11 protein-coding genes are annotated in these 18,351 nt (G+C 35.3%); all 11 read left to right on the forward strand.

What is annotated here, in order from left to right:
• Positions 1 to 207 precede the first annotated feature (207 nt).
• The 11 genes from LXH21_RS14520 (at position 208) to LXH21_RS14570 (ending at position 18,340) form a co-directional block, all read left to right on the forward strand.
• The gene (locus LXH21_RS14520) at positions 208 to 3,030 is read left to right on the forward strand and encodes a PQQ-binding-like beta-propeller repeat protein (RefSeq protein ID WP_239867459.1); all 2,823 of its coding nucleotides are present in this window, start codon (positions 208 to 210) and stop codon (positions 3,028 to 3,030) included.
• A 169-nt stretch (positions 3,031 to 3,199) separates the two neighbouring features.
• Positions 3,200 to 4,537 carry a glycoside hydrolase family protein gene (locus LXH21_RS14525; protein ID WP_239867461.1) on the forward strand — a complete coding sequence of 446 codons (1,338 nt, stop codon included), beginning with the start codon at positions 3,200 to 3,202 and terminating at the stop codon, positions 4,535 to 4,537.
• A 159-nt stretch (positions 4,538 to 4,696) separates the two neighbouring features.
• Positions 4,697 to 4,873, forward strand: a complete 177-nt coding sequence (locus LXH21_RS14530; protein ID WP_239867464.1) for a hypothetical protein — start codon at positions 4,697 to 4,699, stop codon at positions 4,871 to 4,873.
• Between the two features lie 76 nt (positions 4,874 to 4,949).
• A complete protein-coding gene (locus LXH21_RS14535; RefSeq protein ID WP_239867466.1) occupies positions 4,950 to 7,424 on the forward strand; it encodes a glycoside hydrolase family 31 protein in 2,475 nt (824 codons plus the stop codon).
• 87 nt (positions 7,425 to 7,511) lie between these two features.
• Positions 7,512 to 8,978, forward strand: a complete 1,467-nt coding sequence (locus tag LXH21_RS14540; RefSeq protein WP_239867469.1) for a sulfatase family protein — start codon at positions 7,512 to 7,514, stop codon at positions 8,976 to 8,978.
• A 41-nt stretch (positions 8,979 to 9,019) separates the two neighbouring features.
• Complete coding sequence (locus LXH21_RS14545) at positions 9,020 to 10,594, forward strand: sulfatase-like hydrolase/transferase (RefSeq protein ID WP_239867472.1); 1,575 nt, start codon at positions 9,020 to 9,022, stop codon at positions 10,592 to 10,594.
• Between the two features lie 8 nt (positions 10,595 to 10,602).
• Positions 10,603 to 11,895 (forward strand): glycoside hydrolase family protein, encoded by a 1,293-nt coding sequence (locus tag LXH21_RS14550; RefSeq protein ID WP_239867475.1) that lies wholly within the window; start codon positions 10,603 to 10,605, stop codon positions 11,893 to 11,895.
• A gap of 99 nt (positions 11,896 to 11,994) precedes the next feature.
• Positions 11,995 to 13,437 (forward strand): sialate O-acetylesterase, encoded by a 1,443-nt coding sequence (locus LXH21_RS14555; protein ID WP_239867477.1) that lies wholly within the window; start codon positions 11,995 to 11,997, stop codon positions 13,435 to 13,437.
• Between the two features lie 12 nt (positions 13,438 to 13,449).
• Positions 13,450 to 14,853, forward strand: a complete 1,404-nt coding sequence (locus LXH21_RS14560) for a hypothetical protein (protein WP_239867480.1) — start codon at positions 13,450 to 13,452, stop codon at positions 14,851 to 14,853.
• A 269-nt stretch (positions 14,854 to 15,122) separates the two neighbouring features.
• The gene (locus LXH21_RS14565) at positions 15,123 to 16,763 is read left to right on the forward strand and encodes a T9SS type A sorting domain-containing protein (RefSeq protein ID WP_239867482.1); all 1,641 of its coding nucleotides are present in this window, start codon (positions 15,123 to 15,125) and stop codon (positions 16,761 to 16,763) included.
• Between the two features lie 101 nt (positions 16,764 to 16,864).
• The gene (locus LXH21_RS14570; RefSeq protein WP_239867484.1) at positions 16,865 to 18,340 is read left to right on the forward strand and encodes a sulfatase family protein; all 1,476 of its coding nucleotides are present in this window, start codon (positions 16,865 to 16,867) and stop codon (positions 18,338 to 18,340) included.
• The last annotated feature ends 11 nt before the right edge of the window (positions 18,341 to 18,351 follow it).

An 18,351-nucleotide genomic window follows, 5' to 3' on the forward strand; every position in this document is an offset into this window, starting at 1 on the left:
AAGAGTCCGTTTTTTGCATTTATTCAAGCATCAAAAAAGGAGTAATTACCTATTTGAAAAGCAAAGCCATGACACCGTATCATGGCTTTTTTACGTTTCGTCTGCACTAAATTATCAACAGATACATAATAAAAACGGATACATACAAAAATCATCTAGTTTTCAAATATTTTTGAAGTAGTGTTATATGCACTTAACTTTAATCAAATGAAAATCAAACTTACTTTTTTATCATTTCTCCTTTTTGGAATCACGATTGTTGGTACTATTAATTCTTACGCAAATGGAACTCCACCGTCCAAAGGAATTTTTAGTATCGAAACAGGATACACAATCACCAAAGTGCGTACAGCATTGGATAAGAAAAAATCTTTTGTAGTAGCAAGTAGCTATGAAGGAACGCTTTTAGGAATTTCCTATGAAGGTAAAATTCTTTGGAAAAATGCCTTATCGGGTTTTATGAATCAGGACATCTGGTGTCAGGACATTACTGGCGATGGAAAAGACGAAATTCTAGCCGCCAATTCGGATGGAACACTATATTGCTTAAATGCTGACGGAAAATTGATATGGCAATTCAAGAAAGACGATACTCCTATGTATGCCGTTTGTGTAGTCAAAAAAGACAAAGTTCCGTATGTAGTTTGTGGTGGTTTTGACAAAAGTATTTACTACCTCAATGCTGATGGAAAAGAAGTAAAACAACTGAAATCAAAATCGTATTCGATAGAGAAAAACTCAGGGAAACTAGAAGGCAAAATTCCAGAAAACAATACACATACCCCAAATTTTATTCGTTCTATTCCGCAAGCGGATGGGAGTGAAGTCTTAGCAATTTTAGGAACCAACAATCACATGAGTTCTTCTGGTACGATCTATTTATTCAAACCATTGGAAGACCAGCCTTTTCGCAAGGATAAAGTAACGGTTCCAAGATCGATGGGAGATTTTAAAGTAATGGATCTAAACGAAGATGGCGAAAACGAAGTTTTTTTAGGGAATTCTGTTCATACAAGTGATACGGGTTACGGGATTTACTACCCCAAAACAGGAAATACTAAAGTGGTTAAGATTAAATCAAAAGACCTAGATACCGGCTATTTAATTGTTCAAGGAGAGAAAATAGGTGCTGGTAAGAATAGTCAATTGTTGGTTTTAATGGGAGATCGCATCTTGTTAGTAAACCCAAATTTGGATATGAAAAAAGCAGAGACCTTGGTGTCCAAACATGCTTTTAATGATGTATGGAAAGATCCTTCTACAGGCAAAATTATTTTGGCAAGCGATCAAAGTGGTGGGAGTTGCATTCATATCATCGATACCGAAGAGGCTAATTGGAAAAAAGAATACATCAATATCAACCCTCCGGGGAAAATACAATCAATTCTAAAAAACACCGAAGTTATTGTAGAAAGCATCAAGAAGTTCAAACCTTTGGCTTGGGAGCGAAAACCTTTGCCGGTTTATTTCATGTCTGAGAATTTCAAAACACCTTTGGCAATTTCAGTTTCAGATAATATCAAAAAGAATTTTAGTAGTCCTGTTTTTCTAAATAGCAAACACATGACGCAAGTGCAATCTCCCGAGAGCTGGAACAGAGATGCAATGACCAACGAAAAATACCGCAACAAACGTGATAGAAGAAAAAAATACAATTTAAGTCAACAGGAAGTACTTGATATTTTGGGTAAGGAGTACATAAACAGTCCTGGTTTAGCGACTTGGGGTGGTCATGGAAATGATCCTTATTTCTACAGTTTACAAACCACCGAAAAATTAATTGATATTGCAGCAGGAAAAAAAACAGTATTGATTTATCCTGAATTGGAAGATCATACAGATGATTTTCAATTTGTATTGAATGACTTAATTAATCCTTTAGCGAAATATTCGCAAGGAAAAAATACCAATTTGTTTTTACGAACCAAAAATATTTTTTGGCTAGGTTCTATTTACAAACCCGAATGGAAAAATTTCATGTCGGGAGAATATGCTGATGTTTTTGTACCCTCAATGGAAGAAACCACCGATAAAATCATGGAATTAAGTCTTTCGGGTCGTTTAGGAATTTGGACGAGTGGCGCTACAAACAGTTGGGGATCACGTGCTGTGAGAGACAACACTAGTTTTGACCGCCAACGTCAGGTGTCGTATCAAACCATTCCAAACCATTATTTGCGCATGTTGGTGTATCATATTTCGTATGGAGCTACTTATTTAGATAATTTTCCTATTGACCAAGATTATATGAGTGTACTTTGGGATTTGATTGCCAAAGGAGCTTTGTATGTGCCTAAAAGCGAAGAGATTTTAAGTTTTTCGCCAGTACATTTGGCTATGACAGAACCAAATGAGAATTTTATTCAAGAGGGTGGAAATAACAAATACACCACATTCTTCGATAAAAAATATGAAGACGAGAATCCAGCAGTTTTCAGCAGAATGACAGGTTGCTGGCCAGGAGCTCAGGTGACACCTTGGGATTTTTCAAGATATGCGGCTGGAGTAACCGATCGCCGTTTGAATTTCTTAGCGCCCTATAAAAACGGAATGGTATTAATTGTGCCTCCGCAAAAAGGAGCTTTGGCTAAAACGGATGAACCTAGAGGAAAACTTACCGATCATTTGCATCCTTTCTATAAAAACAATATCAAAGAATACATCACAGATGGTAAAGATTATATTTCAGCTGATGGAAAAGAAAAATATCCAGCTAATAACTATTACAAAGGAATTGAAAAAGACATCAATGAAAGTGCAAAATTATTGCCTATCACGGTTTCAGGAGAAGTGGCTTGGGTAGTTGCACAAACAGCTCCAACACATTTACGCCTAACCATCATCGATAGTGGATACATTAACCCTGCAGAACGCCTAGCAAATATTAGTTTCAATGGCGTAAAACCTGTAAAAATCACAGATGTTTTGACTGGTGAAAAGTGGGATGCTAAAAACACAGCTTCGGTAAAAATTGATGTGCCCTTAGGTTCTTTCCGTTTTATTGATGTGGAATTAGAGAAAGCTTTTTAAATAAATTTTGTCATCCTACAAGGTCTTTTTTGACTTTGTAGGTATAAATTAACTCTAATTTGGATTTTCCTAATAAGAATTATTTTAAATAAGACTAAATTAAAATAAGTTATTAAACCTTATTTTATTTTTAAGGTCTTACTTTAAAAATGACTAACAAAAAACTAAAATGAAATCAACCAAACAATTAATTTTTATTGCCGTCTTATTCGTAACAGCCTTATGTTTTTCGCAAGACCGATTGACCGATAATGAAGACCGATTTTACACCAATAAAATTCCCAACAAAGAAGTTGAAATAATATTCACGGGTAAAAAGGATAAAACCGATAGTGAGTTGTTGAACGCTAAAATAAATTCCCTATCAAAATCAGGAGGTGGAATCATCCGAATCAAAAAAGGAAATTATACCCTTAGTGATATAAAATTACAATCGAATATTCATATCAAAATTGACGCTGAGGTAACGATTGAACCCAATCTAAGCGGAGATACAAAAAAGATGAGTAGTGTGATTTTTGACGTTGGAAATGAATTCTTGGTCGAAAATGTAGCGATTACCAATACCGATGAAAATAATGAAAATAAAAACAGTTGGTATCGTGTGAATTTCCCAAAAGGAGATTACCGCATGAAATTGATTGAAGGGAGCAATGTTAGAAATTTTAAATTCTCAGGAGCTCAAATTATGGATTGTTTTACACCCTTCTCGGTTATTGTTTTGAATTTGGCTGATAGTGGTGATCGTAATGAGATTCCATTCAACGGTATTGTAAAAAATATTTTGTTGACCAATGCTCATGTAGGTTATGGTGTGATCCAAATTCAGGTTGGTAAAACGATTTTGTGTAAAAACCTAGAAGGAATCGGCGGAGTAACTTTGCGTGTAGAAACGGGAAGTGGAGAAACTGGTAAACTAAACGAAATGACTGTTGATGATATCGTAGGAAGAAATATTCGAGTTCGTAATGGGGATTCAGGATTCAACTGTTCACCACACAGAGTCGATCAAGGACGATTTGATGTCGAAGGTGTAGTAGCAATCAATTCGACTTTTGCGGTACAGTTTGCAGCTGGTTTTTTGGATAAAAAGTCAGGAGGCGTAGATAATATAGGTACGTTTGATAGCCGCTCCTATATAGGTAATATAACCGTTACTGGCGGAAAAGGAGCGCAAATAAAATCCAAAGACTTTATTTATTTTGATTGTGCTGAGAGAAAAGAATTGGAATTAAAATGTCAAAATGATGATTTCGAAAGTACCTCTTGGAGGTCAGTAGGAGTGATTCGCACCAACGCAACCTTAGCGAGCGGGTGCAAAAACGGTGGTGACGGTGGTTGCTACGAAGTAAATGTTGGAAAAATTACCAAAACAAATACTGATTTTTTAAGTCCTGGGAATTACACCTATAAAAATATGGGAATTAGTGGTTGTGAAAAAACTAAAAAGCTAGAAAATAGCGATTGCTTAGAGCGACCAAAAGAAACTAAGAAAATGAAAAAATAATAATTTGGCAAACAATCCAAAGTCTGCAAAAATAAAAGTAACTCTTTTGTCCAAATTAAAAAATTGGAGAACAAATAGTAATCAAAGACAAAGGCATTTTGGATGGATTTGAGGCTTGAATGTGTTTCCATACAAATGCCCAACAGCAACAGTAAATGAGTGAATTACGATTTTAATAAAGTAGGTTGGCCAGCATGGTATCCTACAAGTAAGCTAGAAGAATGGGAAAAAGCAAAAGCCTTATGGAAACCGAATGTGTTTCGTAGTCCAACGGCTCCAATGGAAAATCCTAATATTAATAATTTACCTGCAAAACATAAAAAAGAAGCAGACTAACAGATTAGTGTTTTTAAATTATTTATTCTAAAAGTCTATGAATGTTATGGTGTCTATCGCAAAATTAAAAATTAGTATGAAGAAGTTTTTTGTAAATATTGTAGTATTCGTTTTACTCTTAGGTTGCCAAATACTTTTCTCAAAAGAGTTAGGTGTTTATAAAAAACATTACAAAGAAGGGAAATCTTTGATTGTTGAGTCTGCTCAAGGAGATAAACTCAGGTTTACACCTTATGGAGATTATATGTTACGGGTTCAAGTGGTTGAAAAAGGACAAAATTTCACTCCAGATGATCGATATGAAATGGTAATTAGCCATGATTGGACAGGGGATTTCACATTGAATGAAAAGAGTGATATTTTAGAATTAGCATCTGCTGCACGGGATGGATATGTATTACAAATACAAAAAAGCCCACTGCGTTTAACTTGGTTCAAAAAAGGAGATCCTACTTTTTTATTGAAAGAGAAAAAAGGATTTATTTGGAAATCAGCATTAGAGAAAGATAAAAACCACACAATTCGTACCCTATTGATGGATTATGAGTTGGATTCAAAAGAACATTTTGCAGGTTCTGGTGGTCCAGATCGTGATGAATTACGTCCATTAGATCTAAAAGGGAAGTCTATTTTTAATCAATATCCTGGTCATGGAGAAATGTTTATACCGTTCTATATCAGTTCTAAGGGATATGGATTGTATATAAACAGTACGTTTGGGACTAATTTTAATTTTGGTAGTGATGGAAATTACCAAATAGCACTCTATAACCGTAGTGAAGCTAATTTTGCAATGGATTATTTTTACATTTCAGGGCCTAGTTTACTATCTGTTATCGAACGCTATACGGATCTAACAGGAAAACCTCGATTATTTCCTAGAGCTTTTTTAGGATTACAGTTAAGTGATAGAGGAGCACATTTACCTGAGAAAAATAGCATCAGTGAAAAATGGAAAAACACCGTCGAAACACTTAGAAAGCAAGATTATCCTTTAGATGGAGTGATTTTTGATAATTTTTGGCGAGCAGGAGGAGGGAAAATGAGGGAATCTCGTTTTGAATGGGATTTAAAGCAAACTCCAAATCCAACCGAATTGGGCCAATGGTTAAAAAAAGAAGGCCTAGTACTTTCATTAGACTTAAACCGTCAAAACAATAAACTATGTACGGGCTGGAAACCGAGTTATAATATTCCGGGTACCACAAAAGTAAAAACGCCAGAAGGAGAGTGGGTAGAAGGAACAGATCAACAAATGAATGATCCCGATTCTTGTCCTGATTATACAAATCCAGAAGTGCGTCAATGGAGTTGGAATTTAATTAATAAAGAAGGTTTTGGCCCCAATGGAAGCTATCCAATGGATGCAATTTGGTTGGATGGCACAGATCATATAAAATCGGATCCAGATGATATTCAGTTTAATGGATGGCGTTGGGAAGAAGTGAAAAATTACTATACATTCTTAATTGCCAAAACTTTTGTGCAAGATGGATGGGATAAAACTGTCGGCGAGAAGCAACGTTCCTACATCTGGAATAGAGCCGCTTTCCCTGGAGTACAACGGTATATGATTCATTGGTCTGGAGATACGCATCCTAGCTATGAAGGCTTAAAACAACAAGTAGTGAATTTACAGTCTTCAGGGATTTGTGGTTTCTCCTATTTTAATCATGATGCAGGTGGCTATTTAGAAAAAGGCCCAAGTGAAGAATTGTACCGTCAATGGACCTGTGCTTTCTCAAGTTTTACACCTATATGGAGACCACATGGTATGGGGCCAGAGGGTTCAAGACGTCCGGATACAAAATCAGAAGACACCCAAAAAGACTTCAAACGCTTTGCGAAAACGAGATATGAAATGATTCCTTTTATTTACTCGTATGCTCATGAATCTGCAACCTCTGGAATACCAATGGCTAGAGCTATGTTCTTGGAGTTTGAAGGAGAAAAAGCTTGGGATTATCCGCACCAATATATGTGGGGAAATGAAGTTTTGGTAGCACCAAACGTAAACAAAGAAACTGAAAAAACAGTTTGGATTCCAAAAGGGGATTGGTATGATTTCTGGACTAAAAACATAGTAAAAGGAGATCAAGAAATAAAGTTAAATGTTGCTTTGGGAACTATTCCAGTGTATGTGAAAGCAGGAGCTATTATTCCCAAATCACCTTATCGTTTAAGTACGCAGTTTATTCCGAAAGACGAACTTTTGATTGATGTTTATACAGGTGCAAATGGATTTTTTGACCTGATGGAAGATGATAATGTAACCGAAAAATACAGAAAAGGCGAACTTCAAAAAACAAAATTAGAATTCAATCAAGCGAATCAAACGCTTACTGTCAATGCTGCAAAAGGAACGTATGAGGGGGCACCAAAACAAAAAAAATATACCATTACCGTATTTGGACTTACAAAGGAAGGAAAGGTAAAAGTGAATGGAAAAAAAATAGAAAATAGTGCTATCACTTGGAATAAAACAGAGCAAATATTAACGATAAAATTGGCTCCTCAGGAAGTTTCAAAGGAGTTAACTATTGCTTGGTAATGAATACGATTTATAAAACTATAGTTTTAGAATAAGCGTCTTTTCCGTAATTAAAATTATAATATTGAACTACTTAATATAAAATTTATGAAAACAATTAATATAGTAAAAACAACCTTGTTAGCGATAATGGTTAGTATACCATTCATAAAAACACAAGCCCAAAAGAAACCCAATTTAATAATCATTCATACTGACGAGCATAGTTTTAGAACCTTAAGTTGTTATCAAAAGTTAATGCCCGAAGAGCAAGCGTTTGTTTGGGGAAAAGGAAACAATGTAACCACAACTAATATTGATAAATTGGCAGATGAGGGAGCGATTTGTACCCGTTATTATGCTTCGTCGCCAGTCTGTACGCCATCACGTGCTTCCTTAGTAACTGGCTTACATCCTCAAGCAACAGGTGCGCCCGTGAATGGGATGCATTTAAGTAAGGACGTAACCACTTTTGCACAGGTTTTAAAAGGCGATGGCTATGCTACATCATATGTTGGAAAATGGCATTTGTCTGGAGATGATAAGTACCAGTTTGATGTCGAATATACGGCAGGTTTTGATGATGGTCGCTATATAATGCAAGGCGGTCATGCTAAATATTTGTATTTTAAAGATGGAAAAACAACCGGAATTGGAGATAAACAGTACGCTAAATTAGAGGAAGAGGATCGTAAAAAGAATGCTTTTTATGTGACGGATTATTTTACTGATCGATCTTTAGAAATATTAGAAAGAGATAAAAACAAACCCTTTTGTTTGATGTTATCTATTCCAGACCCTCATACTCCAGATTATGCAAGACCACCATATCATACGATGTATACTGATATGAATGTAGAGGCACCTATGACTATGAATTCTAATTTATTAGCCCAAAGACCTAATTGGGGAAAAGGCAGTAAAAAAGATAAAAATGAAGGAAACGGTTTTGAAGGCGAGGCTTTGCAACAATATTTCGGAATGGTAAAATGTATTGATGATAATGTGGGTCGAATTCTTTCCTTTTTGGATAAAAATAATTTAAAAGAAAACACCATCGTTGTTTTTACCTCAGATCACGGAGATCAATTTTTTGAGCACAACCGTAAAAATAAAGATACGCCTTACGAAGCTTCGGCCAGAATACCTTTTGTAATTCGTTATCCCGAAAAAATCAAACCAGGAAAAGTAATTGAAACCGCTTATACTAATGTCGATTTTGCACCTACTATTTTGAGTATTATGGGAGTTAAGAATAATGTTCCTTTTCATGGAATGGATACTTCGGCAGACTTTTTGAATGATAAAAAGGAAATCACTAGCAATAGAATCACCTATTTCGCCAAAGTTGGTGGAGGTTGGGTTGCTGCTGTAGATAATCGATACAAATTAGTCTTGGCCAAAAACGAAAAACCTTGGTTGTTAGATTATCAAAAAGATCCATTTGAATTGACTAACTTTTATAACGATAAAGCATATAAAGAAGTAGCTCAAAAATTAGAAAAAGAACTTTTTATTCAAATGAAAAAATATAAAGAACCTGCTTTGGAAAACAAACCAGATTTAATGAATTAGAATCAATTCATTTAAAAGAAAAGGAACTATCAAAAACGATTATGAAAACAAAAAATATTTTTAGGTTCGCTATTTTAGCAATACTACTATGCGTACCCTTGGTAAAAATGAATGCCCAAAAAAGTCAGAAAACCAATTTGATTTGGATTATTACTGACGAACATAATTTTAGAACCATCGGTGCCTATAGAGACCAATTGACCCCAGAACAAGCATTGCTATGGGGGCCAAAAGCCTTTCCAGAAACCCCAAACTTGGATGCTTTGGCCAAAAACGGAACTATTTTTAACCGCATGTATTGCAGTGCGCCTGTATGTTCGGCTTCGCGTAGTTCTATGTTTACAGGCATGTATCCTGTGACCTTGGGTATTCCAAACAATTCAAACACTAATGGCGATGGGAAATACTTAAAACCAGATGTAACGACTATTGCTGATGTTTTATCAAAAGCAGGATACATGACTGGTTATACAGGCAAATGGCACCTAGCTGAAAGTAGAGATGCATCGGGAGATAAAGACCATGATGAGTGGTGGTCTCCTTATCCAGTAGGTGCTCCTGAGGACACTTATGGTTTTCAAGATAAAAGATTCATGTTCAATGGTGGACATGAGAAATACAAAGGGATTGACGCCAATGGAAATCCTTATTTTGCAAGCAAAAATGTAAAATTAATTGGAAAAGACAAATATGGTCAACCGTTATTTGAAGATACTAAGTCTAAGAATGTAAAACATACTACCGACTTTTTGACGGACCGAGCATTAGAATTTATTGATACCAATAAAAGCAAACCTTTTTATTTGGTGCTAAGTATCCCAGACCCTCATACCCCTGATGTAGTGCGTGCTCCTTATGATGCCATGTACAAAGGAACGGTAACACAATTGCCACCAACTTATAAAACAGCTTACGAGAATAAAACCAATCCAGACCTACCTTCTTGGCAAAAACCAGATGCAAAAACCAAGAATGAAACCAAATTAAAAAATGAAATCGAACAGTATTTCGGAATGGTTAAATTGATCGATGACAATCTAGGACGTTTGGTTCAAAAACTAAAAGACGACGGTGTTTATGAGAATACGATTATTGTTTTTTCATCAGATCATGGAGATTTGTTAGGTGAACACGGACGTGTAAACAAAGGAACCATTCACGAAGCTTCGTCTAAAATTCCTTTTATCGTTGCGCAAGGAGCAACAGGAAAATCGCCTTTGATTCCAAGAGGAAAAGTAATCAATGAAGCAGGGAATACAACGGACTGGATGCCGACTTTCTTAAAAGTTTTGGGCGTAGATTGTCCAAAGGTCGCTGGACGTGATTTATCACCTTTGTTGAATAAAAAACCAGTTAATTGGAACGATGTGACTTTTGTAAAGTTGGGTTTCTACGCTGCCGTTACAGATCAATACAAATTGGTACTCGCTCAAAAAGACGAGCCTTGGTTATTGGATATTAAAGCGGATCCAACAGAAAGAATCAACTTTATCAATGATTCAAAATACAGTGCAGTAATTAAAAAACTAGCAATGGAATTAAAAGGTTATATGAAAAATAATAAAGATAAAAATGAGGGTGTTTCTAAAAAACTAGACGTACTAATTTCGAAATAAAACAAATAATGATGAACAATTTAGCAATAGTAATTTTTGTAACTGTATTCTCTTTTTTTGGCGCAAAAGCACAAGATTTAAAAAGCAGTCCGTATATAGATGTTTCAGATATGGATTTATTTCCACCAAAATTTGATTCGAATGATGCAGGTTCTTCTTCAGAGACCACGCCTGGACCAGTAAAAAACTTTAGTCACATCAATGGGAAAGATGATACAACTCGTTTGAATAAAGAAATTGATGGACTGTCAAAAGGAGGAACAATAAATGTAGTTGCTGGAACTTATATTTTTGAGAGTGTAAACATTACATCCAATATTCGTTTGAATTTTGCCCCAGGGGTTGTTGTCAAAATTCCAGCAGGTAAAGATGGTTTTTATATAGGTAAAGAACCTAATCAAGCTAGAGTAGAAAATGTTAAATTTATTGGCACAGGTAGTCTTTCAACCAGACCTAAATTTATTTTAGAAAGAGATGGAAAAAAAGTAACCAGACTGATGCAAATAGGATATGCGTATAATGTTTTACTGCAAAATTTCACCATTGAAGACAATCAAACAAAAGGAGCAGCCATTGCATTTAATCCTGTTCAAATAGGGAAAACCACCACAGCCTACAGACCTGAAAAAGTGACGCTAAATAACATTGGACAGACAGGTGGATCGGTTGGTTACGGACTAGCACAATTAAACGTAGGGCAGAACATAACCATGCGAAATTTAAGCTGTGAAGGAGGTGTAACCTGCAGAATAGAATCGCACAATGGTCGTAAATATGATTTAGGAACAGCCGATCTTCGAATGTTGAATGTTTCTAATAAATTTGGTTTTGCTACGGTACTATTGCAACCACACTCTGTAGAAAATGGGACAATCACCGTTGATGGAGCAACTTCTTACGGAAGTGCTTTTACCGCATTTATTGTAGAAGGTTTTGTAGCTCAAGAATCCAAAAGAAAACAAGTTGGAACTTTCGCAGCCAATTCTTCGTTTAAAAATATTAGTATGGTATCTTTTGATGAAAAGGCGACATTACCGTATAAAAATTTGAAATACTTAAATAAGGAATTGAATAAATTATACAAAAATCCTGAGTTTTCCATTGACAAAAATGATGTAAATGTGCAGTTTGATTCTAATGGATTACCTTCGGATAACACACCACTTTTAGGACCTTCGGCAGCTGCTATTTATACAAGTGCCGTAACCTATCAACCGATATTTCCCGCTTTGAATGATATTAAAATTGAAGGGAAAACAGACTTCAGAGAGAAAATTCTAAGGAAACCAAAAGCTAAATAACTGTAATAAAGTTCTTTTTTGAGAACAGGTATTACGGTTTGATTTAGGCTAACATATTCAGCAATTCTTTAGACCTTAGGTCTACATAAAATATTTAAAATGAAGTTATCAATTATCACAATCGTAGTTTTCTTGAATTTAGTTTGCTGCTCCATGTTTGCACAAACCAAATTGGCTTCCATTTTTGGAGATCACATGGTCTTGCAGCGCAATACCAAAGCAGCTGTTTGGGGAACTGACACACCCAATACAAAAATTAACATTCAAGCCAGTTGGGGAGAAAAAATAACAACGACCACAGATAAAGAGGGAAATTGGTCCACTTTTATTAAAACAACCAAGGAGGGCGGACCTTATATTTTGACCGTTAGTGGTTCCAATAAAGTTGAAGTTAAAGACATTCTTTTAGGAGAAGTGTGGTTGTGTTCTGGTCAATCCAATATGGCTAGAGAATTAAAAGGAGCCAAAGACCAACCTGTTGAAGGAAGTGAAGGGGCTATTGCGAATAGTAACAATCCAAATCTGAGATTTTTCACTGTTAAATTAGCGATGAGTTTAAGTCCGTTGAACAGTTGTAAAGGAGCATGGGAATTATCAGAACCTAAAACGGCAGCAAATTTTAGTGCTACGGCTTACTTTTTTGGAAAAAAATTACAAGAAGAATTAGGTGTTCCCGTTGGGCTTATTTCAAGTAATCAAGGATCAACACCTGCAGAAGCTTGGACACCAAAAGAAATAGCAAGTAATTTCCCAAGATTGGATAAAATACTAAAGGAGCAAACTGATATCACTATAAAGTCACCAACAGTCCTTTATAACGCGATGATCAATCCTTTAATTCCATTTACAATTAAGGGAGCGATTTGGTATCAAGGGGAAGCGAATAGAAAGTATGCAACAGAATATACTACCTTATTTCCTGCAATGATTAAAAGCTGGAGAGACCAATGGAAACAAGGTGATTTTCCGTTTTATTTTGTTCAGTTGGCGCCTCTAGGTTTTGGAGGAGAAGAGTTAGTGGCTTTGCAACAATCGCAATTGAAAGTCTTTTTGAATACACCCAAGACAGGCATGGTGGTTACCAATGATATTGGGGATGAAAAATGCATTCATCCACCCAAAAAGAAAGAGGTAGGAGATCGTTTAGCACTATGGGCTTTAGCCAAAAATTATGGTTTTGATAAAATAGACTACTCGGGACCTATTTATAAATCGATAGTAATAAATAAAAATCAAGCCATATTAAATTTTGATTATGCTTCTAAAGGATTATCAAGTAACGGAAAAGAATTAACCGATTTTGAAATGGCGGGTAAAGATGGTGTTTACTATCCAGCCCAAGCAACCATCATAAAAGGCAATCAGTTGCAGGTTACTAGCGATAAAGTAGATGAACCCGCTGCGGTTCGCTATGCTTGGAAACCCTTTTTAGTAGGTAGCTTATTTAATACTGCTGGATTGCCAGCATCAGTATTTACAACAGACTCTAATTTTGTGTTTTCGGAAACTAGTGTCAAAAAATCAAAAAAGAAAAACGAATAAAATTAACTAACAATGAAAAACCGCTTAACAATACTATTTTCCTTGATTGTAACTATAATCTTTGCTCAATCAGTAATAATACCTGCTGATAATGTGTTTTATAATCCAGATATAAAATCATATCGTAAAACTATTTCCGAGCCGACAAACACTACAAACCATTCCGAGTTACTTCAAAACGCTATTGACGAAGTAGCCAAAAAAGGTGGCGGAATCTTGACCATTGAGGCAACAAAAAACAATACTAAATACAATATAAATACTGAGATTGAAATAAAGTCAGGAGTTCACATTCGAGTAAGTCCTAACGTGGTTTTCACTACTACAAATGCTAAAAAAACAGTTTTATTTTCAGCAGGAAAAAATGGAAACAAACAAATTTCCAACATTAGTTTTTCTTGTACTGATAGTAAATCTTTTTTCACCTTTGATTTTTCAAATCGTCAAGGCGGGAAAAGCACCACTGAATTTGGAGTTATAGCTTTAGCTTTAGGCGGGGTTCAAAATTTTAGAGTGGCAGATTTCAAAGTGATTGATAATTTCACACCATTTTCGGCTATAACAGTTAATTTATTAGACTTGAATAACGGTAAATATTTATTTGCTCATGACGGTATCATCGAACATCTTGAAATCACCAAAGGACATTATGGTTATGGTTTGATTCAATGTCAAGCAGCCGTTAATGTATTGTATCGCAACCTTAATGGAGAAGGAGGAGCAACTCTTCGATTAGAAACAGGAGCTATTGGTAAAGCCTATTTAACCGATAAATCGATAAAAATCGATCAAGTCTACGGTAAAAATATAATTTGTAAAAACGGACAAGCGGCGATTACTTTATCTCCGCATACCATCATCAACGGTAAAGTGTTTGTCGACGATCTTACAGCTATCAGTTGTGAAGCTGGAGCGATTATCGCTTCAGGATTTTTAAGCGAAAAGAAAGGTCAAAAAGATGAAACTGGCGAGATGATTGAAGGATATGAATTGGGGATTTTTGATCCTAGTTCTGTTATTTCAAATTTAAAAGTGACTTATGGTACTACGGCTCAATTGAGAGGTTCGCGACGTGCTTTTGTTCCTTGTAGTCAAAGAAGTTTAGTCAATTCAGAATTTAATACTGATGGCGAAAGTTACCAAGGACCTACAGTAACGGGATTAATGTATTATGCCAAAGGAGGAACTGACTTATCAAAAGGATATTATACCGTAAAGACACCTGGTTTAGTTTTGAAAAACTTCCCAATGATCGACGGAAAAATGGAAAATAAAGAAGTAATCGTTTCACCAAAAGAAGCTATTAATGGATGTGATATCACTTTCGAAAAAGAGAAAGCACAACCAAAAGAAGAGAAAGCGAAGAAAGGTCAAAATAAGGGACAGAATAAAGGAAAAAAAAAAAAGGATAATTAATCAACCTATAGAATTTAAAATTAAAAATATTTCAAAGGCAGCAATTTTAATTTGCTGCCTTTTTTGTTGTTTGAAAGTTTTTAAATGGAGTCTGAGGCTATGGTATTAGATAAAAGGGATTGTAGTCTTAAAAGAATAACGACCAAAGACAAATTATAAACTAACAAAGACATTGTATCAATCTTGTTTTAAGTACTTAGCACTTAATTAAAACAACTCAATAGTATTGATTAGTATCAAATTAATGATAACCAACTCCCTCTCTAATAATGAAAAATAAAATTACTTTATTAACCATCATTCTTTTTGTCACATTAGGTAGCGGATTAAAAATGAATGCACAATTTGCACCGCAATTTGATGGTATAGTGGGTTCGTATGAAAAAATATTGGTAGTCAATAATTTTAACGATGGTACTGCTGCTTTACAAGCTTTAATTGATGATGTCACTTTACAAGCTACTGGTGGAACTATCAAACTATCAGGTAATATCAAATTATCTAATATTTATTTGAAATCAAATGTTCATATTGATATTTCCAAAGGAACAATTATCAAAGGGGATTTAACTTTGACCAAAGCCGCCATTTTTGAAATAGGAGATACCCCAACTTTAGTAGAAAATGTTAAGATATTTTGTAGCCAAAGTGATCGTTCAAAACCGAATGATGATCTCACTGAGAAATTTGTATTTGATCTAACCGAATTTGGAATGAACGGAAAAATTAGAGCGATTATGTTGTCGAATGTGGCTAATTTTTGGCTTTCGGATATCTATATTAAAGATGCGCTCACGCAATTTAACGGTATTACCTTGAATCCTTATATTATTCAAACAAGTACAGATAATTCAGTACATCAAGGATTACGGGACTACAAAATAATAGGATCGCCATCCAAAGGAGAAATTCGGAATGTTTATGGTAAAGACCAACATTATGGATATGGATTAATCCAAATTCAAAGTGCTAGAAACGTAAATTTTGTAAAACTTTCAGGTAATGGTGGGGTTATTTTACGAATGGAATCAGGATCTAATATTCAGTATGTCGGTACCGATAATGAACAAGAGCTTGGAATTATAAAAGGAATAAAAGCAAGTGATATTAATCAAACAAATGGTTTTGCCGCTGTGATGATGTCCCCACACGGACGCGTAAACGGTGATGTGTATTTAGAGAATATAAAATCAACATCTTCAACTTTTGCAATTGTTATGGCAACCGGTTTTTTTGATGCCGAATTGAAAGACGCTAACGGGAATTTAGTAGATCCTGTTAAATTTAAAAAAGGTCGTTTTGCAGGTCCCATAGTCATAAAAAATGTTGATGCTACTTTTGGTATAAACGCTTATGGAAGATTAGGTCAGGAATACAGCTATGTCGAAAAAGGTATACAGGCGCAATATCCATGGGCAACGTTAACCGTTTCGCCAGAAACTGACAAAGCCCGAATCATGCCATCAGCAGCAGCAATAGGGCATTTGTGTCTTCCATCAAAAGGGGGAACTCCTGATATTGTTGAAGGCGAATATGTAGCTCAAATTGATGGTCCTGTTACAAGTAGTGGTTTTAAATCTTGCATTAACTCGTTTTATAATAACACTTTATACGAAAATGATAGTAAAAATGTAGATTGTAGTACTCTTTCATTAAAAAAAAATCAGCTCAATCCGAATGTATTTTCACTCTATCCAAATCCTACGACCGAATATGTAGCTATTAATTGGACTGTACAAACAAATCGATTAGAGGTTTACAACGCTAGTGGAATTTTGGTGCAGTCAGTTTCTAAATTGGAGGATGTCAACACTTTTAATTTAAATGTTACAGGCTATGCTAAAGGAATTTATTTTGTAAAAATGATAACCAATGATGGAATCATAGCAAAGAGAATAATAGTGAATTAAAGACTTGTCTTGGGTAATAAGGTATAAAAATGGGACCGTTTTTTGGTATAAATTGCGGCCATCTTATTGAAATTAATAGCATATTTAAAAGTAAGACTGAAATGAAAAAGTATTTAAAATTATCTTGTGTAAGCATGCTGTTGGTAGTTGCATTATTTGCTACAATGACAGCTTGTAGAAACAAAGCAGAAGGAAGTGAAGCAGGGAGTTCAAAACCTAATATCATTCTTTTTGTGGCTGATGATCATGGTATTGATGCCTTAGGTAGTTACGGGAATCCCGTTATTAAAACGCCAAACCTTGATAAATTAGCGGCCGAAGGAACTCGATTTACAAATGCTTATTGTACTAGTGCCAGTTGTGCTGCTAGTCGTTCTGTGATTTTATCAGGTAAATATGGTCATGCAACGGGTTCGTATGGGCACGTACATGATTACCATCATTTTAGCACTTTTGATGATGTGAAAACATTGCCTGTTTTATTAGAAGAAAACGGATACTTGACAGCTAGAATTGGGAAATACCATGTCGCTCCCGAAAAAGTATATCATTTTCAAGAAGAACTAAAAGCCAATCCGAGAAATACATACGAAATGGCCGAAAAATGTGCTGCTGTTTTAAAATCAGACAAGCCGTTCTTTTTGTATTTCTGTACAGATGATCCACACCGCGAAAAATCAACAGATGCAGGTAGATGGGATGCTCCCAATAGTTTCGGAAACAAACCCGAAGGATTTCCTGGTGTAAAAACTACAATCTACAATCCTAAGGATGTTCTCGTACCATCGTTTTTACCAGACACGAAACAGTCACGTGAAGAAATTGCGCAATATTACCAAAGTATCTCTCGTATTGACCAAGGTTTTGGAAAATTAATGGAGATGTTGAAAGCATCAGGAAAAGATAAAAACACGATTGTATTTTATATTTCAGACAACGGAATGGCGTTTCCAGGAGCAAAAACCACAGTATATGAACCAGGACTTAAATTGCCTTGTATTATCAAAGATCCTTTTAAATCTGCAAAAGGAAATGTAAACAATGCCATGATTTCATGGGTAGATTTAACGCCAACGATCCTTGATATGGCGGGAGTTGATGCAGGAAAAACCAAATTTCACGGGCGTTCATTCAATTCCATTATTGACGAACAAAATCCTAAAGGCTGGGACGAAATCAATGCTTCGCATACTTTTCACGAAATCACCATGTATTACCCAATGCGCGTAGTACGTAAAGGAGATTATAAATTGATTTGGAATATCGCTTATCCTTTAGAATATCCATTCGCATCCGATTTGTGGGCATCTTCCACTTGGCAACAAGTGTACAGAGATAAGGCAGAAAATTACGGAAAACGAAAAGTTCAGGATTATTTACACCACCCAGAATTTGAATTGTTTGATTTGAAAAACGATCCCGATGAGACTAATAATTTGGCTACCGCTAAAAAATATACTTCCACTTTGGAAGCAATGAAAACCAGTTTAAAGGAATTTCAAAAAAATACGCGAGACCCTTGGATTATCATGTGGGATCATGATAGCAGTTTTCAAGGAACAGGAGTAAATCTATAATATTGACTATA

This window comes from Flavobacterium algicola (assembly GCF_022399565.1).
GTDB lineage: Bacteria > Bacteroidota > Bacteroidia > Flavobacteriales > Flavobacteriaceae > Flavobacterium > Flavobacterium algicola.